The following is a 21,389-nucleotide window of genomic DNA, read 5'->3' as shown; positions in this document are numbered from 1 at the left end:
GACTCCGATGCGCAAACCGATCATCCACACGAGACATGACCTCACCCTCGGACGAAACGCGGAAGGTTTGGCCGGGGGCATGGAGGCCATTCGGCGACTCTCGCGCCGGCGGTTCCTCGCCGCGGCGCTCGGCAGCGTGGCAGGGGGAATGGCCACGGGGACCGCTATCGCCGACAAGGCGGTGACAACCGGGCAGTTCATCTTCCCGCGCCTCCAGTTCTCGGTCTACGACAACACGCCGGACATCTGGAACGTGCACCCTGTGGGCGACGTGAACCTGCGGCTGAAGCTCCGCGAGCTCACGAACATCAACGCGAGCCAGGAGCCGAAGGTCGTGCGCCTCGACGACTTCGAGGACATGGTGCTCAACCCCTTCGTCTTCATGACCTCCGAGGGCTACTTCAAGCTCAACGAGAAGGAGGAGCGGAACCTCCGCGAGTTTCTGGAGCGCGGCGGCTTCATCCTGGCCGACGACTGCGTCTACGCGGCCCGCGAAGACCGCTTCTTCCGCACCTACAACAAGCTGATTGACAAGCTCTTCCCCGACAACCCGTTGCGCAAGATCCCCTACGACCACGAGGTCTTCCACATCTACTACCATTTCAAGGACGGCTGCCCGCACATGCAGGGCGTGCCGCACGGCGCCTACGGCCTCTTCGAGCGCGGCACGGGCCGCCTCATGACCGTGAGCTGCCCCGGCGACATCCACTGCGGTTGGGTGAACCGCTACTGGAGCGACGGCCGCAACCTCGAAGCCATCAAGATGGGCATCAACATCATCCTCTACTTCCTCAGCCACTAGCGCCTGAGACATGGGCACACCGGATACCGAATATCGAACACGAGACGGCGAGTGTCGAACGGGGCAGAGCCTGACCAGCAGCGTCCCGTCCCGCGTTCGATATTCGACATTCATCGGGCGGCATTCGGTTTGCCTTGTCTGCGGGTTCGCGCTTGCGGCCTCGGCGCTCGCGGCCGAGCCGGCTCCCGAACCCGCCTGCCATGCTCTTCTCGTGGGCGGCATGCCCGGCCCGGCCGTCTATGCCCGCCGATACGCCGACTGGCTCCGGCGCTTCCACGCTCATCTGACCCAGACGGCGAAGGTGCCCGCGGCAAACGTGGTGGTGCTCTCGGGCGACGACGCATTCAGGGACCCCATCCTCTCGGGCAAGGCCACGCGCGACGCGATCCGCCAGTCCATCGCCGGCATTGCCAGGAGGGCTGCGCCCGAGGACCAATTCATCCTCATCCTCATTGGCCACGGCACCGTTGCCGAGACGCTCCCCTCCATGGTCCTCCCGGGCCAGGACATCAATGCCCAGGAGCTGGCTGATGCGCTCGCCGCGGTGCGCGCGCGCAACCAGGTGCTCCTCAACTTCACCTCCAGCGCGGGCGATGCCGTGCGGTTTCTCGCCCGTGGCGGGCGCGTGACGCTGGCGGCGACCAGTCCCGCCGAAGTCAGCGAATCGGTGCTGGCCGAGTTCTTCCTCCGCGGCCTGGAGTCGAAACGGGCCGACGGCGAGGGCGCGCCCCAGGCGGGCCTACTCGACGGCACCATCACCCTCCTCGAGGCATCGAACTGGGCCAGCTACCAGGCCGCCATGTGGACGGGGCGAATGAAGTCCACCGAGGCGGGCTGGAAGGTGGACGGTAAAGAGAGTGTCGAGATCTTCCAGAAGCTCTATGGCAGCCCCGAGGGCGAACCGGCCACGCGCAAGCTCTCGCCGGCCAGCGACGCCACGGCTGCCGACGAGCCGGTGCCGCTTCGCCCGAAGGGCGGGCTTGATGACTTCTGGTTCGGCCGCCGTATCGTGGCCGAGCATGCCGTGCTGGAAGACTGTGGCCAGGAGCGCGGCGTCTCGCCCCTCGGCGGCGACGGCTACAAGCCGATTGCCGGCGTCAAAGAGGGGGAGCCCGGCGCGCTGGCCCGGCGCGTGGTGCTCGGGAAGCCGGGGCTGCTCGCTGAAGGAGGCAAGTAGCCTTGGCCTCGAAGGCGAATGTCGCATATCGAACGCCGAATGCTGCATGTCGAACTGGGGCGGAGCAACCGAGAAGGCATCGGGCTTTCCTTCATCAGTCGCCATTCCTGATTCAGCGTTCGACATTCTCTCTTCCCCCCTTCCTCTTGCTCGCCACGCTCCTTTCCTTGTCTCGCGCTGGCGAGGAAGCCCCTCCGCCATTCGAGGCCGTCGAGACCCACGGCTACCCCCAGCACGAATGGCGCCACGCCGGCAAGTACCCGCCCTTTCGCGTCACATGGGTGCGCGAGGCGCGGTTGGCGGATGTGGCGGGCGTCTTCCCTCACCCCACGCTGCCGCAACGCGTCGTCGCCGCCACGGCCGCGGGCCTGCATCTCTCGGACGACGGGGGCCGCACCTGGGCGCCGCTGCCCGAAGCGGCGCCCGCCAGGGTCGGAACGGTCCGCCATGTGGCCTTCGACCCCGTCTCGCCCGGCGTCTTCTATCTGGCCACCGACGGCCGGGGTGTGTGGGGCACCACCGATGGCGGCAAGACGTTCCGCCAGGCAGGCTCGAAGGCGAACGGCCTGGCCGCTGACGCGGTGCTGGCCGTGCATCTCTACCCGGCCGACATGCGATTCCTCACGTTCCTGGCCATTCACGGGGCCGCCGCGCCCGGCATCTCGGTGACAGAGGACGGCGGCCGCACCTGGCGCATCACGTCGCCCGACCTGCACGCGTGGAAACTCCTGTGCAGCGGGCCGTCGAGTCTGCGCCTCTACCTGGCGGCCTCGACCCGTGAGAAGCCCGACGTGCGGAACATCCTGTCCGCCGCCTCGCTCGGCGAACCGTGGTACGTGGTCGTGCGCGACGTGGTGCCCACGGACGCGGCCCTGCCCGTCCTTCGAGGCGACGTCTACTGGGCCACCGCCGACGCCGGGGTGCACGTGGTCACCAACAACGGCGCGAACTTCGCCAAAGCTGGTTCGGACGAACTGACGCGCCTGGCCAGCCTGGGCGTGGTGCCGGGTCCTACCGCCGACAGCCAGGTCTTCTACGCCTACGAGCCTACGAGGCTGGGGATGGTGGCTTCGCTGGACGGCTTCAGGACGCTCACCCCGTGCAACCAGGGCCTGCCCCTCAGCCCCTTCGTGGCCGAGGGCGCCCACCTGCGCGCCAATGCCAACGGCACCATCTTCTACGCGGCGGCCAACGGCGCGCTGGCGAAGGGTTTCCGCTTCGACGGGGCGCTGAAGGTGAGCAACGTCGTCGTATCGCCGCCGGCCTTCTCGTTTGCCTCGGGCGCCTGGAGCGAGGGCGCGTCGAGCCTTCAGCGCTGCCTCAGCGTCCTGCCCAGGGCGCCCCACGCGGCAGGCATCGCGCGGCAGATCGCCCGCTTCGCGCGCGACATGGAGGCAGCCCTCGCGCCCACGCAACTCGCTATCACCGCCCTGGTCGTGGATCAGAGGGGAAAGCCGAAGTCGGTGACCGTGGACCTCAGTCGCCTGGGCGGCTCGCCCCGCACACCCATGGCCGATGATGGCCAGCACGGCGACGGGGCGGCGGGCGACGGCATCTACGGGGCGCCCATCATCCTCAGACCCCGCGAAATCCACCACGACGGCCGCGACTGGCGCCGCGAGTGGCCCGGCTCCCTCGACCTCACCGTCACTGCCGTTGGCAGCGACGGCGCCCTCGCGGGCGCCGTGGGCATCCTCTTCGGCGTGCGACGGGCCGAGAGCTTCTACTTCTGGGGCGAGGACTACGCCATCTCGGTTCGCAACCCCACGGGCGACGTCACGGTCGCACTCGATCGCCAGGTGGCCCCGCTGCCCACCAGCCGCTCGAGCTGGCGCATCACGGCCGGCAAGGGCCCCTGGACACTGCCCATCGGCAACCCCTATGTGCCGCGCGACATCACCGGCTTCCACGCCGTGTCGCTCTGGGTGAAGTCCGACGGCACCAGCGCCGACGAGCTGCGCGTGCAGCTTCGTGACCAGCCCGACTACATCGCCCCCACCACCACGCCGCCCGTGGGCCTGGGCAAGACGTCTGGCGAGTTTCGCCGCGTGGACATTCCTCTCGAGCCGCTGCTGGCGAGGACGCCCGGCTTCCTCTCGCGGCTCTTCTGTTGGGTCATCTTCTCCGGCGAAGGCACAGCCCCCGGCACGTGGTGGGTGGACGACATCCGCCTTGTCCGCAGCAAGGACGAACTGGATTCCGACGCGAGGCCAAGGCCGTGATGAGGAGCCGAAGCCCAATGTCCAATATCCAATCCACAATGCTCAATGTCCAAGCAGAAACGAGGGGCGGCGGGCCGGTTGGGCTTCGCTCCTCCTGGGGCCGCTGGGGGCTGATCATTGGCTGCTGGGCACTGGGCCTATCGGCCTTCGGCGGCGAGGCGCCCGCCGCCGACCCCGTGGCCAGGCTCCTGGAACAGGCGAAAGCCTGGAGCGGTGACTCGCGGAAACACGAGGAGGCCCTCCGCGCCTGCGAGGAGGCCGCTGCCAGCCCCCTCGCCAAGAGCGAGCAGAAGGCTGCCGCCCTCGGAATCATGGCCGATATCTACCGCCAGAAGCGCAAGTTCGCCGAGGTGATCCAGACCCTCGACCGCCTGCGTGCCGCCTCTCCCGACGACAAGGCGCTCGGCCGCCAGGCCCTGCTCGACCAGTGCGCCGCCATGTGGGAGTGGAACAAGGCGAAGGAAGCGGTTGACAAGGCCAACGAACTCATCGCCGCCAGCGCGGGCGACGCGGCGAGCGAGGCGGCGGGCCGCCTGTGGCTCGCACGCTTCCAGCTTCACCGCGCCCGCAAGCTCGACGAGGCCTACGACGCGGCGAAGAGGGCCGCGGAGCTGGCCCCCGCCGATGACAAGCTCGTGGCCGAAGCCCTGCTCGTGATGTTCGAGGCCGCGTGGACCAAGGGCGAGGCCGAGAAGGCCCTCGACGCCGCCACGCGCCTGCTCGAGGCCAGGCGACTCGACACGCGAGCCGAATGGGAACGGCCCGTCCTGCTCAAGCGTCCCGGCGAGTGCCTCCTCCGCCTCCAGCGCTTCGACGAGGCCGCCGCCTGGTTCCTCGATATCGAGAAGAAGGCCGGCGATAACCGCCGGTTCGCCCAGGAATGCTGCATGCTCGCCGGCCGCGCCGCCCTCGATGGCGGCAGGCCCGATGCCGCCGCCAGAACCCTCGAGCGCGCCTTCACCGATTACCCCGAACTCCCCGACCAGTGGTATAGCGCCCAGTCCATGATCGTGGACGCCTTGCGACGGCAGGCGAAGTTCGTCGAGGCCCTTCAGGCCGCGCGCATCTGCCTCGACGCCTCGGGCGACCGCGGCGCCATCGCGGGCAACACACTGGTCATTGCCGAGATCCTTCGCTCGATTGACGGCCACGTCGCCCGCGCCAACCAAGTGATCAACTTCCAGCGCTATGGGCCCAACGGCGAGGACGGCAAGCCCGGCACCCCCGACGATCTCCAGGACCAGCTCGCCGCTGTTCCGCGCCCCGCGTACACCGAGCGCGAGCGAGCCTTCGCGGGGGCGCGCAAGGCGGCCGGCGACACGGCGCAGGCCTCTCGCTTCCGCGCCCTCACCTACATCTACACGGGCCACCCCAAGGAGGCCCTTCAGTGCTACCTCGACGCCTTCGCGCGCGCCACGGGCGATGACTACAAGGCGATTGCCCAGGACCTGATCGTCATCGGAGCACGGGCCGTTCGAGGCCACGCGGTGGGCCTGAAGGGCTTCGCGGACTACATGAACTTCGGCCCCGCCGGCGAGGACGGCAAGCCCGGCACCCCCGACGACCTCAAGAACCCATTCGAGCCGCTGATCCAATGAAGCCCCAGGACGCCCATTGCCGAACGTCGAGTGACGAACGCCGAGGGACGGCTTCCCTACGGCCATTTGTGCGCCCGCTGGTTCGTCATTCGACATTCCGCGTTCGGCTCTCGATATTCGCGTTTCTGCTCTCCGCTTCCCTCGTGCCCGCTCTCGGCCAGGAGCCCCACGGCGATGGCGATGGCGGCCTGGCCGGCCTGTCGGCGGACGACGTGGCCGCCCTCCGCGACGCCCGCGACGCGCTCGAGCGCATCGTCGCCGACGAAGGGCAGAGCGAGCACCTGCGGCGCGACGCCGCTCTCGGCCTCACCCGCATCCACGAGGCGCTCAACGACTGGGGGAGGGCGGGGCAGCTCGAGTGGTACCTCTCGCTGCTGGCGCGGCCCCAGCCTGGCGGGCTACAGGCAGCCCTTGCCGAAGCCGCGCAGTCCGCTGCCAAGGCCCGCGAACCGCATTTCGGCCGCACCCGCGACTTCTGGCGCACCCTGGATGCCGTTGCCCGTGAGAAACAAGTTGGCATCTCAGCCGAGACCGAGCGCGTGCGCAAACAGTTCGAGTCCGCTGCCGACCACCTCTCAAAGCTGAGCTGGATCTCTCCCCCCTTGCGCGACTTCGAGGTCAAGGTTCCCCTCATAGACCTCCACGGGCTCAAGCCCCTGCCTGAGCCCGGCAGGAAGTAGCGTTCAATCCCCGGCTCCGCCCCGCAGACGTCCTCAATGCGGCTCATCACGGTCTGGCGATCCGGATGCAGCCGCCTTCTGGGAGCGTGGGGCCGGGGCTGCGACGCCAGCGATGAACACTCCATAACCATCTATGCCCCAATGCCTTACGCTCTCCGGCCATTCCCGCTCACATACTTGCTCATCCCAGAAGTGAGCGAGTATGGCCGGAGCCGCGAGAATCGCCCATTCTCGCCCATCTACCCATACTTGCTCATTCCCCCCTCTCAGGGTTGAGCAAGTATGGGCGTAGCGGGGCGGTTGCGATGTGAACTTCGGCCTTCGCCAGGGGCGCTGTATGCGCCTGTAGCCGACCAGCGAGCCCCCTCCCGAACGTTCCAATACGTTCGGGAGGGCAAGCCCAGCAGCGCTCGCCCTTCCTGTTCCCCTCCCGAAGGTGTTGGAACCTACGGGAGGGAGGTCTCTGCTCCCCTTCATCCATCTCGCCAGTACGTATAACCCTTTATGCCCCATTGCCTTACGCTCTTCGGCCATGCCCCATACATGCTTGCTCATCCCGCAGATGAGCGAATATGGCCGGAACCGCGAGGATCGCCCATTCTCGCCCGTCTACCCATGCTGTATCACTCTCCCCCTCACAGGGTTGATACAGCATGGGCAGGCGCCGGCCCCCAGGCACTCGACACGGCCCGCCCGAGGAACCGCCAGCGCCGCGGGGAGCAGGCATGCCGACGCCTCGCACCAGGCCACTCGGACCAAGATCGCCAAACCGTGGACAGGCTGCTGGACCACGGGATTGTTTGATGCATCGAGGGGAGGCGGGGGGAGGGCGTCGCGGGGCATTCGGCATGTCATACCGGCCGGTAGGTTCTCGTTGCAAGGAACGTACCGGACGGTAGGCACATCCTGCCCGATGAAAAACCGCATTCACCCAGCATGGACGGCGTACGCTGCCGAAGAACCCGCCGATTGCCCACTTCGGGGCAGGAAGCCGCCCTATTCACTATCTCGGTGCGGCATGTGGCACGCAGATTGCTGTCGCCAGAAATCTGAGAGGCGACCCGTGTCCTAAGCACCTCAATCGCAAAGGGGTCCGGCGATGGCCAACGGCGACAGCACGACCAATGGGAAGGGCTCTGGCGTCCCCGCGGTGTACGGCTCGAATGTCTTCAACGATGCCGTGATGCGCGAGCGTCTGCCCAAGAACGTCTACCGCCGGCTGCGGCGGACCATCGAAGGGGGCGAGAGCCTCGACCCCTCGATCGCCGATGTCGTGGCCAACGCGATGAAGGATTGGGCGACGGAGAAGGGCGCCACGCACTTCTGCCACTGGTTCCAGCCGATGACGGGCACGACGGCCGAGAAGCACGACTCCTTCATCTCGCCGATGGCCGATGGGCGCACGATGATGGAGTTCAGCGGCAAGGAGCTGATCAAGGGCGAGCCCGACGCCTCGTCGTTCCCCTCGGGCGGCCTGCGGGCGACCTTCGAGGCGCGCGGCTACACGGCGTGGGACTGCACTTCCCCCGTCTTCGTCAAGCGCGACGGCGCCAATGTCACGCTCTTCATCCCGAGCGCCTTCTGCAGCTACCGCGGCGAGGCGCTGGACAAGAAGACGCCCCTGCTTCGCTCGATGGACGCCTTGAACCGCCAGGCGCTGCGGGTGCTGCGGCTCTTCGGCAACACGACGACCAAGCGGGTGGCCGCTACCTGCGGCCCCGAGCAGGAGTACTTCCTGGTGGATCGCAAGTTCGTCGAGAAGCGCCTCGACCTCCTGCTGTGCGGCCGCACGCTGTTCGGCGCGCCGCCGCCCAAGGGGCAGGAACTCGAGGACCACTACTTCGGCGCCCTCGACGAGCGCATCGCCTCGCTCATGAATGAGCTGAACAACGAGCTGTGGACCCTGGGCGTCGCGGCCAAGACCCAGCACAACGAGGTCTCCCCCGCCCAGTACGAACTGGCGCCCGTCTTCACCACCGTCAACGTGGCCACCGACCACAACCAGCTCACGATGGAGACCCTGCGCAAGGTCGCCCGCCGCCACGGCTTCGTGTGCCTGCTGCACGAGAAGCCGTTCGCCGGCGTCAACGGCTCGGGCAAACACAACAACTGGAGCCTCGTGACCGACGACGGCATCAACCTGCTCGACCCCGGCAACACGCCCCACGAGAACGAGGTATTCCTCGTCTTCCTGTGCTCCGTCGTGCGCGCGGTGGACAAGTATGCCAAGCTCCTGCGCGCCAGCGTGGCCACCTCGGGCAACGATCATCGCCTGGGCGCCAACGAGGCGCCGCCGGCTATTGTCTCCATCTTCCTGGGCGAGCAGCTCACCGAGATTTTCGGGCAACTCGCCAGCGGCGGCAAGCGGACCTCGAAGGCCGGGGGCGAACTCAAGCTCGGCGTGAGCACCCTGCCGCCGCTGCCCAGGGATACCACCGACCGCAACCGCACCTCGCCGTTCGCCTTCACGGGCAACAAGTTCGAGTTCCGAATGGTCGGCTCCAGCCAGTCTACGGCGGGCCCGAACTTCACCCTCAACACGATCGTGGCCGACGTTCTGCGGGAAGTGGCCGACGAGCTCGAGGGCGCCGGCGATGTGAATGCGGCGGCCCAGGCCCTGCTCCAGCGCTTCGCCAGGGAGAGCGCGCGCATCATCTTCAACGGCGACAACTACTCGCAGGACTGGGTGGCCGAGGCCGAGCGGCGCGGTCTGCCCAACATCCGCAGCTCGGTGGACAGCCTGCTCACCCTCGCCGAGGAGGAGAACATGGCGGTCCTCGAGCGGCACTGCGTGCTCTCGCGCGGCGAGCTCCACGCCCGCACCGATCTGCTCCTGGAAACGTACGCCAAGCAGATCAACGTGGAGGCGCGCACCGCGCTCCAGATTGCGAAACGCCAGGTGCTCCCCGCAGTCATCGGACAGACGGATGCCCTGGCGGCCGCCGTCAGCCAGGTGAAAGGAGTGGGCCTGGCGGCCAAGGCGCAGGGGGCCCTGCTCGAGCGAACGTGTGGGCTCGTCGAGGCCCTCGAAGCCCGCATCGCCGGCCTGGAGGCCGCCGTGGCCGCCGCGGCGCCGGTCCACGAAGCCGTCGGGCGCGCGAAGGCCTACCGCGACGTCGTGATGCCCGCGCTGGTCAGTCTCCGGGAGACCGTGGACCAGCTCGAGCAGATCGTGGACGCGCGGCTTTGGCCGCTGCCCACGTATGCGGAGATGCTCTTCGTCCGCTAGCGGCCCGGGACAACGGGGAGCCGCGCGAGCCCGGGCCGTCGGTCCCGGCCTCAGGAGATGCGGTCATGGGTGCCCTGCGCATCGCGATGGCGCAGATCAACCCCACGGTGGGCGACCTGCCGGGCAATGTGGCCCTGGCCGCCCAATGGGTGCAGCGCGCGCGCGACGCCAAGGCCGACCTGGTGATCTTCCCCGAACTCGCCCTCTGCGGCTATCCGCCGGAGGACCTTCTCCTGCGCGCCCATTTCCTTCAAGACTGCCGCGCGGCTCTCGACGAGGTGGCGCGCTCCACGCGGGGCATGACGGCGCTCGTGGGCTTCCCCGAGGCAGCCAACGGCAAGGTCTACAACGCGGCCGCTCTCCTTCACGAGGGCGGCCTGCTCGGCATCTACCACAAGCTCGAGCTCCCCAACTACGGCGTCTTCGACGAGAAACGCTACTTCACCCCCGGCTGCGGCTGCCTGGTGTTCGAGATGAACGGCGTGCGACTCTTCACCACCATCTGCGAGGACGTGTGGGTGCGCGACGGCATGGCCGAGCGTTACGCCCAGCGCAACCAGGCCCACGTGGTCCTCAACCTCTCGGCCTCGCCCTTCCATGCCGGCAAGCTCGCCACCCGCCGCAACGTGCTCGCGGCTTTCGCCCGGCGCACCGGGACGACGCTGTGCTATAACAACCTCGTCGGCGGCCAGGATGAACTGGTCTTCGATGGCGGCGGCCTGGTCTTCAACCCGGCCGGCGAAATGGTGGCCTCGTCGGCGCGGTTCCGCGAAGACCTGCTGGTGTTCGACATCGTGACCAACGGCGCCGGAGAATCGGTGCACCCGCGCCAGACGAGCGGGCGTTGGGAACGCCGCATCGTGCTCGAGTCGGCCAACTCCGCCGGGGCGGCCCCCGCGCCGTTCACCGTCGCCCGCCCGCTGGAGCCTATCGAGGAAATCTACGAGGCCCTCACGCTGGGCACCCGCGACTACGTCCTCAAGAACGGCTTCCGCAAGGTGGCCATCGGCCTCAGCGGCGGCGTGGATTCGTCGCTCACCGCCTGCATCGCCGTGGATGCCCTGGGCGCCGACAACGTGGTGGGCGTCACGATGCCCTCCCACTTCACCTCCAGCGAAACCCTCGCCGATGCCACCCTGCTGGCCCGCAACCTGGGCATCCGGCTCCTCACCCTGCCGATCCGCCCCGTGTTCGAGCGCTACCTGGAGTCGCTGGCCGACGCCTTCGGCCCTGGCGAACCGGGCATCGAGTGCGAGAACCTTCAGGCCCGCGTGCGCGGCAACTTCCTCATGGCCCTGTCCAACCGCTTCGGCTGGCTCGTGCTCACCACGGGCAACAAGAGCGAAACCGCCGTCGGCTACTGCACGCTCTACGGCGACACGGCCGGCGGGTTCGCGGTGATCAAGGACGTGCCGAAAACCGTGGTCTACGAACTGAGCCACCACGTGAACCGCAAGGCGGGGCGGGCCATCATCCCGCCGAGCGTCATCGAGCGCGCACCCACGGCCGAACTCAAGCCGAACCAGAAGGACGAGGACTCGCTGCCGCCCTATGCAGTGCTCGACCCCATCGTGACCGCCTACGTGGAAGAGGACAAGTCGCCCGAAGCCATCATCGCGGGCGGCTGCGACGCGGCCGACGTGTGGCGCGTGGTGCGCCTGGTGGACAGCAGCGAGTACAAGCGCCGCCAGGCCCCGCCCGGCGTGAAGATCACGCCCAAAGCCTTCGGGCGTGACCGCCGCTTCCCCATCACCAACCGCTACACGGGCGCCGCCCGACCCCGCCCTGCCGCCCCTCCGCCCTCCGCTCCCGCGCCCCTTGTGCCGGGAACGGCAACCAGGTAAAATAACCCCTCAGAGGTCCGCACTGTGAACAGCGATGACGGCCAACGACGACCTTTCACCCCCTCGGGGCTTCCCCGCGCCTTCGGCCTCTACGACCCAGCCTTCGAGCACGATAGCTGCGGCGTAGGCTTCGTCGCGCGGCTCGATGCGCAACGCGACCATGCCATCGTGACCGCGGCCATGCAGGTGCTCGTGAACCTCGAACACCGCGGCGCCCTGGGCGGCGACAAGGCGACGGGCGACGGCGCCGGCCTGCTGGTCCAGATCCCGCACGAACTCCTCGCCGCCGATTGCACGGCCAAAGGCCTGCGGCTGCCGGAGGCCGGCGCCTACGCCGTGGGGATGGTCTTCCTGCCCAGCCAGCCGGCGCTGGCCAAGCGCGCGGCGGGCGCGCTCGAGCGCATCGCGCAAGCCGAGGGAGCCGAGGTGCTCGGCTGGCGCGACGTGCCGGTGGATGCCGCACCCCTGGGCGACTTCGCACGCCGCACCATGCCCGCCGTCCGCCAGCTCTTCCTCCGGTGCGGCACCGCCAGCCGCGAGGCGTTCGAGCGCAAGCTCTACGTCATCCGCCGCGTCGCCGAGAAGGAAGCCGCCGCCTGGGGCGACGAGGCCAGCCAGTTCTACCTCGCCAGCCTGTCGAGCCGGACGATCGTCTACAAGGGAATGCTCGTCGGGTCGCAACTGCCCGTCTTCTACCCCGACCTGGCCGACCCACGCTTCGCCAGCGCCTTCGCGCTCGTGCACCAGCGCTACTCCACCAACACCTTTCCGAGTTGGCAGCTCGCCCAGCCGTTCCGCATGCTCGCTCATAACGGCGAAATCAACACCCTGCGCGGCAACACCAACCGCATGCGCGCGCGCGAGGCCACCCTTCGCTCGGCCCTCTTCGGCGACGACATCGCGAAGCTCAAACCGATCGTCGTCGAGGGCGGCAGCGACTCGGCCATGCTGGACAACGCCCTCGAACTCCTCGTGCTGGCCGGCCGCTCGCTGCCCCACGCCATGATGATGCTCGTGCCCGAGGCCTGGGGAGCCAAGTTCACGATGGGGGAAGACCAGCGCGCCTTCTACGAATACCACGCGGCCTTCATGGAGCCGTGGGACGGCCCGGCCGCTCTCGTCTTCACCGACGGACGCTACATCGGCGCCACGCTGGACCGCAATGGCCTGCGGCCCGCGCGCTACACCATCACGCGCGACGGCCTGGTCGTACTGGCCTCCGAAACCGGCGTGCTCGACATCCCACCCGACCGCATTCTGTCCCGGGGGCGGCTTCAGCCCGGCAAGATGCTGCTGGTGGACCTCGAGCAGCACCGCATCATCCCGAACCAGGAGATCAAGGCCCGCATCTCGCGCCAGAAGCCGTACCGCCACTGGGTGAAAGACAATCGCATCGAGCTCCGCGGCCTGCTCATGCCTGCCGAGCCGCCCCCCGCCGATCCCAAGGTGCTGCGCCAGAAGCAACACGCCTTCGGCTACACGGAAGAAGAACTGAAGATGGTCCTCGGACCCATGGCCGCCAACGCGCAGGAGGCCGTGGGCTCGATGGGCAACGACGCGGCTCTCGCCTGCCTGTCGCAGCGCCCGCAGCTCCTCTTCGCCTACTTCAAGCAGCTCTTCGCCCAGGTGACCAACCCGCCCATTGACCCGCTGCGCGAAGAGCTCGTGATGTCGCTGATGAACTTCGCCGGGCGCAAGCGCAACCTGCTCGACGAGACCCCCGAACACTGCCGCCAGCTCAAGCTGCACCACCCCGTGCTCACGCCCGAGGACATGCTCCGCCTGCGCGGGAGCAAGCACCCCGACGTGGCGGTGTTCGACCTCGACATCGTGTTCCCCGCCGGCGGCGGAGGGGCCGAGCTCGAGCGGGCGCTCGACGCGCTCTTCGCCCAGGCCGAGGCGGCCATCGCGCGGGGCGCAACCCTGCTCATCCTGACCGACCGTCAGGTGGACCGCGACCACGCGCCCATCCCCGTGCTGCTCGCGGCCAGCGGCCTTCACCACCACCTCATCCGCAAGGGCCTGCGCGGCTATGCCGACCTCATCGTCGAGACGGCCGAGGCGCGCGAAGTGATCCACTTCGCCCAGCTCATCGCCTACGGCGTCACGGCGGTCTGCCCCTATCTGGCCTTCGCCACGGCCCGCCAGCTCGCCGAGGAGGGCTTGCTCGAAACGGCCGTGACGCCCGAGGGGGCGCTCGACAACTACATCACCGCCGTCAAGAAGGGCCTGCTCAAGACCTTCAGCCGCATGGGCATCTCGACCATCCGCAGCTTCCAGGGCTCGCAGATCTTCGAAGCCCTGGGCCTCGGCCGCGAACTGGTCGAGCGCTACTTCACCGGCACCGCCTCGCGGCTGGACGGCATCGGACTCGACGAGCTGGCCGCCGAAGCCATGGCGCGCCACCGCCGCGCCTTCCCCGAGGCCGGCGACCCGCCCCGCGTGCTGGACCCCGGCGGCGTCTACCACATCCGCATCGGCGGCGAGAAGCACCGCCTCACCCCCGACGCCATCTATCTGCTCCAGCACGCCGTCCGCACGGGCGACTACGCCCTCTTCAAGCAGTACTCGCGCCTGGTGGACGAGCAGTCCAGCGCCGAGGTCACCCTCCGCAGCCTGCTCCGCTTCACGCCGGGCACGCCCGTGCCCATCGAGGAGGTCGAGCCCGTCGAATCCATCGTCACCCGCTTCACCACGGCGGCGATGTCGCACGGCTCCATCAGCCTCGAGGCGCACGAGGCGATGGCCATCGCGATGAACCGCCTGGGCGCGCGCAACAACTCGGGCGAAGGCGGGGAAGACCCGGCCCGCTACCGGCGGCTGCCCAACGGCGACAACCGCTGCTCGCGCACCAAGCAGGTGGCCAGCGGCCGCTTCGGCGTGACCACCGAGTACCTGATGAGCGCCGACGAACTCCAGATCAAGATCGCCCAGGGCGCCAAGCCGGGCGAGGGCGGCCAGCTCCCCGGCCACAAGGTGTCGAAAGAGATCGCCCACGTGCGCCACACCACGCCGGGCGTCACGCTCATCTCGCCGCCGCCGCACCATGACATCTACTCGATCGAGGACATCAAGCAGCTCATCTACGACCTGAAGATGACCAATCCCGCGGCGCGGGTCTCGGTGAAGCTGGTCTCGGAGGTCGGCGTGGGCACGGTGGCGGCCGGCGTGGCCAAGGGCAAGGCCGACATGGTCCTCATCGCCGGCCACGACGGCGGCACGGGCGCCTCGCCCCTCACGGCCATCAAGCACACCGGGCTCCCCTGGGAACTCGGCCTGGCCGAGACCCAGCAGACCCTGGTCAACAACCACCTGCGCGACCGCATTCGCGTGCAGGTGGACGGCCAGCTCCGCACGGGCCGCGACCTGGCCGTCGCCGCGCTGCTGGGGGCGGAGGAGTTCGGCTTCGGCACCATTGCCCTGGTGGCCCTCGGGTGCATCATGATGCGCAAGTGCCACCTCAACACGTGCCCCGTGGGCGTGGCGACGCAGGACAAGACCCTGCGCGCCCGCTTTCCCGGCCGGCCCGAGCACGTGGTGAACTTCATGCGCTTCATCGCCCAGGAACTCCGCGAGCACATGGCCGCCCTGGGCTTCCGCACGCTGGACGAGATGATCGGCCGCACCGATCGCCTGGAGACGGCCGACCTGGCCGGCCGCTGGAAGGCCGGCAAGGTGAACCTGCGGGCGCTGCTCGCCGCCGGCGCACGGGAGGGCGGCGCCGCCGTCCGCTGCACCCGGCCCCAGGAGCACGAGGTGGCCGAGCACCTCGACCAGGAGCTGATCCGCCTGGCGCAGCCGGCGCTCAAGAACAAGCGGCCCGTGGCCATCGAGAGGCCGATCCGCAACACCCACCGCACCGTGGGCGCCATGCTCAGCGGCGTCATCACGAAGCAGTTCGGCGCGCGGGGCCTGCCCGACGACACCGTGGTGGCGCACCTCCGGGGCTCGGCGGGCCAGAGCCTGGGCGCCTTCCTCGCCCCGGGCGTGACTCTCCGGGTCGAGGGCGACGCCAACGACTACCTGGGCAAGGGGCTGTGCGGCGGCCGCATCATCGTCGTGCCCCCGCGCGAAGCGACCTTCGATCCAGCCGAGAACATCCTGGTCGGCAACGTGTGCCTCTACGGCGCCACGGGGGGGGAGGTCTACATCCTGGGCATCGCGGGCGAGCGGTTCGCCATCCGCAACAGCGGCGCCCGGGCCGTCGTGGAGGGCGTGGGCGATCACGGCTGCGAGTACATGACGGGCGGCACGGTGGTGGTGCTTGGCCCTACGGGGGTCAACTTCGCGGCCGGCATGTCGGGCGGAATCGCCTACGTCTACAACGAGACCGGGCTGTTCGACACCTGCTGCAACCTGGACATGGTGGACCTCGAGAGCGTGGTGACGGCCGCCGACAAGGGCGAGCTGGGCCTGCTGCTGGAGACCCACCACCGGCACACCGGCAGCGCGCGGGCCAAGCGCATCCTGGACAACTGGGAGGCCTGCCTGCCGCTCTTCGTGAAGGTCATGCCGATTGACTACCGGAGATCGCTCGAGCGCATGCGCCTCGGCGAAGACACCGACCGCGAGACCGTGTCGGCGACCGAGGAGGTCTACCATGGGTAAGCCCACCGGCTTCCTGCTCTACGAGCGCCAGGACCCGCCCAAGCGCCCCGTCGTCGAGCGTGTGCACGACTACCAGGAGATCGAGCTCCGCCTCCCCGTGCCGCAGCTCGAGGTCCAGGCCGCCCGGTGCATGGACTGCGGAATCCCGTTCTGCCACTCGTTCGGCTGTCCCGTGCAGAACCTCATCCCCGACTGGAACGACATGGTCTACCGCAAGCAGTGGCGGAAGGCGCTGGACCTCCTGCACGCCACGAACAACCTCCCCGAGGTCACGGGCCGCGTGTGCCCCGCGCCCTGCGAGGCCGCCTGCACGCTCTCGATCAACCAGAAGCCGGTCGCCATCAAGCAGATCGAGCTCCAGATCATCGAGCGCGGGTGGGAGCGCGGCTGGGTGCAGCCGGAGCCTGCGCCCGTGAGGACGGGCAAGAAGGTGGCCATCATCGGCTCGGGGCCCACCGGCCTGGCCGCCGCCCAGCAGCTCGCGCGCCGCGGCCACGAGGTGGTGGTGTTCGAGAAGGCCGACCGGCCCGGCGGCATCCTCCGCTACGGCATCCCCGACTTCAAGCTCGAGAAGTGGGTGATTGACCGCCGCATCGAGCAGATGCGTTCGGAGGGCGTCGTGTTCGAGACGCGCGTGGAGGCGGGCAGCGACGTGTCCGTGCGCTATCTGCGCCGCACGTTCGACGCCATTCTGCTCGCTGCCGGCGCGCGCACGCCGCGCGACCTCAAGATTCCGGGCCGCGAGCTCGGGGGCATCCACTTCGCCATGCGGTTCCTCACGCAGCAGAACCGCCGCAACGCCGGCGACACGATCCCGCCCGACGAGGCGATCTCGGCCGCGGGGAAGAGCGTAGTCGTCATCGGGGGGGGCGACACCGGCGCCGACTGCATCGGCACGGCCCGGCGGCAGGGGGCCCGCGACATCGTGCAGATCGAGCTCCTGCCCGAGCCGCCGGCCGAGCGGCCGCCCGACAATCCATGGCCCACCTGGCCGCGCACCTTGCGAAGCTCCAGCTCTCACGAAGAGGGGTGCCGGCGCCTCTGGAGCATCGGGACGCGCGAGTTCGTCGGCGAGGGGCGAGTGCAGAAGCTCCGCTGCGTCCGGCTCGAATGGTCGCCGCCCGATGCGAGCGGCCGCTCCTCCTTCAAGGAGGTGCCTGGCTCCGACTTCGAGCTGCCGGCCGACCTCGTATTGCTGGCGATGGGCTTCACGCGCATCGAGCACGGCCCGCTCATCGAGGACCTCGGGGTGGAGGTGACGGACCGCGGGGTCGTGAGGGTGGACGCCGACTACCGCACCAGCGCCGAGGGGGTGTTCGCGGCGGGCGACAGCGTGCTCGGCGCCTCGCTCGTGGTGCGGGCCATCTACCTGGGCCGGCAGGCCGCGGCGGCGATGGACCGCCACCTGATGCGCTAGCCGGACGGCCGGCACCGTTCGCGCAGGGTGCGCCGCTTCGACGGGCGCGATCATCTGCCAACCACAGAGCCCACGCCGGAGCGGCTACTGGCGGACGCGGGGGGCCGGTGCGCGCTTGAGCAGGGCCTTCGCCCGATTCACCAGTTCGGGGGTGGCCGCCGCTTCGACCACCTTTTCGAGCGGGCCGGCCACCTTGGCCGCGTTGGCCTGGGTCTGGCGGCCCTGGAGCAGCTTCTCCGCGATGCCCAGGATGGCCAGGCTGGCCTCGGCCTTGGTGGCCGCATTGTCCAGGTGCGGCACGATCTCGGCCAGGGCCTCGGGCGTCTGGATGCCGCCCAGGGCGCCGAGGAGCTGCTTGCGCTCATCGTCGCGGGTGATGAGTGCGGCGGCCTGCTTGCAGAGGGCCAGGCGCTGATCGGGCGGCAGATTCTGCCGGCCGGCCAGGCCCAGGAGGCCGCGGAGGCAGAGCAGCTTGTCGGTGTCGTTGGCCGCGGTCCTGGCGAGCTCGGCCAGGGTGGCGCCGGCTTCGGCGTCCTTCCACTCGGCGAGGGCGCGGAGGGCGGCGCGCTTCACGTCAGTGTCGGCGTCGGCCGCGGCGGTGCGGACGGCCTTGAGGGCGGCGGGGCCGCCCACGGCGCCGAGGGCGCGGAGGAGTGCCGCCTTCGTCTTCGCGGGGGAGGCGGCCATCTTCTCGGCGATCCTGGCCACGAGGGCGTCGGGCTGAGCCGCATCGCGGCAGGCGGCCAGGAGGGCCTGGAGGGCGGCGTCGGCCTCGGCACCCGCCTCGGCGGCGGCGAGCAGGTCGAGGAGGGCGGGCACATCGGCCTCGGTGGCCAGGTCGCGCAGCGCGCCGAATGCGGCGGTGCGTACGGTGGCATCGGGGTCTTTGGCGGCCTTGAGGATCGCCGGCATCACGCCCGCTATCCTGCGCCGGTTTGCGAGCTGGATGCCCAGGACCCGTCGCGGGGCCTCCTTGGCCTCGAGGAGGGCGAGGATGGCCTGGTCGGCCTCCTGGCCGGGCACGCTGGCCAGGGCCTCTTGCGCGGCCTTGGCGATCTCGGTGTCGGCATCCTCGCACAGCTTGGCCAGCGCGGGCACTACGGCGGGCTTGCCGATGGTGGCGAGGGCGAGGATGGCGGCCACGCGCATCGGCGGGTCGCCGGCCGAGGCGAGGGCGGCGAGTGTGGGCAGAGCCGCCTCGTCGCGGCGCCAGCCGAGCGCCTGGATGAGCAGCAGCTTCTTGTCGCCGGCCGCCTTCTGGGCCTCGGCCATGAGGGCCTGGGTGATCTCTTTCTCGGGCAGCTCCTGCTGCACCAGGTGGATGAGGGCAGCGAAGAGCAGGTAGTCGCCGGAGCGGAGCTGCTCGGCGAGGAACGCGGCGCCCTCGGCTCCCTTGGTGCGGACGATGCCGCGCACGCCGGCAGCGCGCTGGAAGGGGGCGGCCTTGGAGGTTCGGACGAGTTCGTAGAGGGCGAGGGCCTCGGCCTTGTAGCCGGCGGCGGCGAGCGCGTCGGCGCAGCGGAGCGCGCCATCGGCCACGGGGACCGAGGGGGTGGCCATGGCGGCCGTGAGCACCTTGGCCGCCTCGGGCGTGCCGATGGTGCCGACGGCTCGGACGGCGATGGCCGCCACGTCCCGGTCGGGGTCGCCCAGGAACTTCGCGATCGGCCCGACGGCCTTCGGGTCGCGCCGCACGCCGAGCGAGTTGATCACGCCGGCGAGCTGCCGCCCCTTGAGCGAGGGGAGGGCGGCGCGGAGGGCGTCATCCACCTCGGGGAACGGCATCGGCTCGAGGGCGTAGAGGGCCATGTGCGACAGCTTGGCGTCGGGCAGGAGCGCCACGAGGGCGGGGATGGCCGCCTTGGTGCCGACCCGCTGGAGCAGGCGGCAGGCGCCGGCCTTGTCGGCCTGGGGCGCGTCGGATTTCAGGACGGCGAGGGCGTTGGCCAGGGCCTCTTCGGGCGAGGGAGGCGGGAGCTCGGGGATGGCGATGGTCTCGCCTTCCCTGGCCGTGAGGACCAGGGCCTTGCCGTCGAGGGTGTACTCGAGTTTGAGCTGCTTGACGTGGCCGTTGGCGGGGTCGCCGCCGAGGGCGTCGTTGCTCACCTCGACCACGAGGCGGCCGCCTTTGAGCATGGCCTTGACCTTGTCGGTGACGTCGGCCTTGCCGGCGCCGTCGGTGGCCTCGTAGGTGGCGCGCTGGATCTCCAGCTTGGGCGCGCCGGCCTCGGTGCGCCGCGCGGCGAGGCCGAGCGCCAGGGCGGCAACGGCCAGAAGAATCCACTGGGTTTTGAACACCGTTCGGTCTCCTTCCGGAAGCGGGGGCCTCAGATGACGTAGGGGGCGCGCATGGCGCGCGAGCGGAGGCGGTTGGCCTCGTCGTCGTTGACGAATTCCTCTTTGGCCGGGTCGTACTTGAGGTTGCGGCGGAGCCACATGCAGATGTTGGCGCAGTGGACGGTGGTCATCGAGCGGTGCATCACTTCGGGGTCGGCCACGGTGGGCCGGCGGCTCTTGATGCAGTCGAGGAAGTTGCGCATGTGGTTCATCGGGCGCTGGGTGCGCTCCATGTAGTCGCCCACCACTTTCCTGAAGTCGGCCAGCAGGGCGGGGGAGGAGACGTCGGGCTTGGAGTAGCCGTCGGCGGCGGCCACCCAGCCCTTCTCGCCGTCGAAGCGCTCGCCGCACGAGCCGTGCCAGTACCGGTCGCCGCGCGAGAGGATCAGGCGGACGCCGTTGGCGAAGTGGGTGACCATGCCGTCGCCGGTGGAGTTGTTGATGTATTCGTATTCGACGGGCGAGGTGTGGAGCATGTCGAGGCCGGCCTGGGCCTGGGCGAAGGTGTGGGCGCCCCACTCGCCGATGCAACTGGTGTGGAAGTCGTAGTGGCCGCGCCAGCCGCCGCGGATGTAGGCCGAGTTGAATGGGCGCCAGGGGCAGGGGCCGAGCCAGGCGTCCCAGTCCACCTCGTCCTTCGGCGGCTCGGGCTCGGCGGGCAGCCAGTCGTGCTTCATGTAGGCGTCGTCCCACGGGGCGATGTGGGCGTAGGCGGTGTGGACCTTGCCGAGGCGGCCGGTGCGGGCCATCTCGATGCAGAAGACGTGGTTGCCCTCGCTGAGGCGCTGGGTGCCGGTCTGGTAGACGCGGCCGGTGCGCCGGGCGGTTTCGACCACGGCGCGGCCCTCGGCGATGGTCATGGCCGAGGGCTTCTCGGTGTAGACGTCCTTGCCCGCGCGCATGGCGAGGATGGACATCAGGGCGTGCCAGCGGTCGCCCGTGGCCATGAGGATGCCGTCAATGTCGGTGCGCTCGGCCAGGAACTCGTTGACCTCCGGGTAGGTCTTGCAGTCGGTGTTGCCATAGCGCTGGTCTACGAACTTCTTGCAGTTTTCGCGGGCGGAGCGCTGCGCGTCGCAGATGGCGACGAACTGGACGTCTTTCTCAGGGAGCATCCAGCCGAGGTCGCCCATGCCGCGGCCGCGCAGGCCGATGCCGCCCATGATGATCCGCTCGCTGGGCGGCACGGCGCCGTCCTTGCCCAGCGCGCTCGGGCGCACGAGCGCCAGGGCCGCGCCGGCGAGGCCGGCCGAGGTGAGGAACTCGCGGCGGCCCAGGCGGCGGGCCGGCCTTGAGTTCGATCCCAGAGCTTCAGTGTGGGGCATTCCAGCCTCCTTTCGCTTGCACGGATTCCGCGCTGGCGCGGGGGTGTCACTGCCCTATTCATACGCATCGAGCCGCCCGCTGTCAAGTTCGGCGCCGGGTGTGGGCCGGAATTGTAGGTGGCTGCGGGAGCTCCGAAGGAGCGAAATAGG

Annotated in this window: 11 protein-coding genes; 9 read left to right on the top strand and 2 right to left on the bottom strand. The window is 69.4% G+C overall.

All coding sequences use genetic code 11. From position 1 onward, the window contains the following. The first annotated feature begins 7 nt into the window (after positions 1-7). From PLE19_16565 to PLE19_16525, 9 genes are all read left to right on the top strand, one after another. Entirely contained in the window at positions 8-802 is a 795-nt protein-coding gene (locus tag PLE19_16565; GenBank protein ID HPD16568.1) for a DUF4159 domain-containing protein, read from the top strand. A 220-nt stretch (positions 803-1,022) separates the two neighbouring features. Then, positions 1,023-1,979 (top strand): hypothetical protein, encoded by a 957-nt coding sequence (locus PLE19_16560; GenBank protein ID HPD16567.1) that lies wholly within the window; start codon positions 1,023-1,025, stop codon positions 1,977-1,979. Positions 1,980-2,146: 167 nt separating this feature from the next. Beyond that, entirely contained in the window at positions 2,147-4,201 is a 2,055-nt protein-coding gene (locus PLE19_16555; protein HPD16566.1) for a hypothetical protein, read from the top strand. Positions 4,202-4,218: 17 nt separating this feature from the next. Further along, positions 4,219-5,799: a hypothetical protein gene (locus tag PLE19_16550; protein HPD16565.1), complete on the top strand. Its 1,581-nt coding sequence runs from the start codon at positions 4,219-4,221 to the stop codon at positions 5,797-5,799. Positions 5,800-5,942: 143 nt separating this feature from the next. Beyond that, positions 5,943-6,479 carry a hypothetical protein gene (locus PLE19_16545; GenBank protein HPD16564.1) on the top strand — a complete coding sequence of 179 codons (537 nt, stop codon included), beginning with the start codon at positions 5,943-5,945 and terminating at the stop codon, positions 6,477-6,479. Positions 6,480-7,578: 1,099 nt separating this feature from the next. After that, the gene (locus PLE19_16540) at positions 7,579-9,708 is read left to right on the top strand and encodes a glutamine synthetase III (GenBank protein ID HPD16563.1); all 2,130 of its coding nucleotides are present in this window, start codon (positions 7,579-7,581) and stop codon (positions 9,706-9,708) included. A gap of 65 nt (positions 9,709-9,773) precedes the next feature. After that, positions 9,774-11,552, top strand: coding sequence for an NAD+ synthase (locus PLE19_16535; GenBank protein HPD16562.1), 1,779 nt, complete (start codon positions 9,774-9,776; stop codon positions 11,550-11,552). A gap of 24 nt (positions 11,553-11,576) precedes the next feature. Further along, on the top strand, positions 11,577-16,160 hold the full coding sequence (gene gltB, locus PLE19_16530; GenBank protein HPD16561.1) for a glutamate synthase large subunit: 4,584 nt from the start codon (positions 11,577-11,579) through the stop codon (positions 16,158-16,160). Next, positions 16,153-17,577 carry a glutamate synthase subunit beta gene (locus tag PLE19_16525; GenBank protein ID HPD16560.1) on the top strand — a complete coding sequence of 475 codons (1,425 nt, stop codon included), beginning with the start codon at positions 16,153-16,155 and terminating at the stop codon, positions 17,575-17,577. The genes gltB and PLE19_16525 overlap by 8 nt, the downstream gene beginning before the upstream one ends. Positions 17,578-17,661: 84 nt before the next feature. On the opposite strand, the gene PLE19_16520 is transcribed toward PLE19_16525, so the two are convergent. Both PLE19_16520 and PLE19_16515 read right to left on the bottom strand, forming a co-directional pair. Then, positions 17,662-19,875: a HEAT repeat domain-containing protein gene (locus PLE19_16520; protein ID HPD16559.1), complete on the bottom strand. Its 2,214-nt coding sequence runs from the start codon at positions 19,873-19,875 to the stop codon at positions 17,662-17,664. Positions 19,876-19,904: 29 nt separating this feature from the next. Further along, positions 19,905-21,239 carry a Gfo/Idh/MocA family oxidoreductase gene (locus PLE19_16515; GenBank protein ID HPD16558.1) on the bottom strand — a complete coding sequence of 445 codons (1,335 nt, stop codon included), beginning with the start codon at positions 21,237-21,239 and terminating at the stop codon, positions 19,905-19,907. Between the last annotated feature and the right edge of the window lie 150 nt (positions 21,240-21,389).

The organism is Planctomycetota bacterium (assembly GCA_035384565.1).
In the GTDB taxonomy this organism is placed as follows: Bacteria; Planctomycetota; PUPC01; order DSUN01; family DSUN01; genus DAOOIT01.
This window is presented reverse-complemented; position numbering and strand designations above follow the sequence as displayed.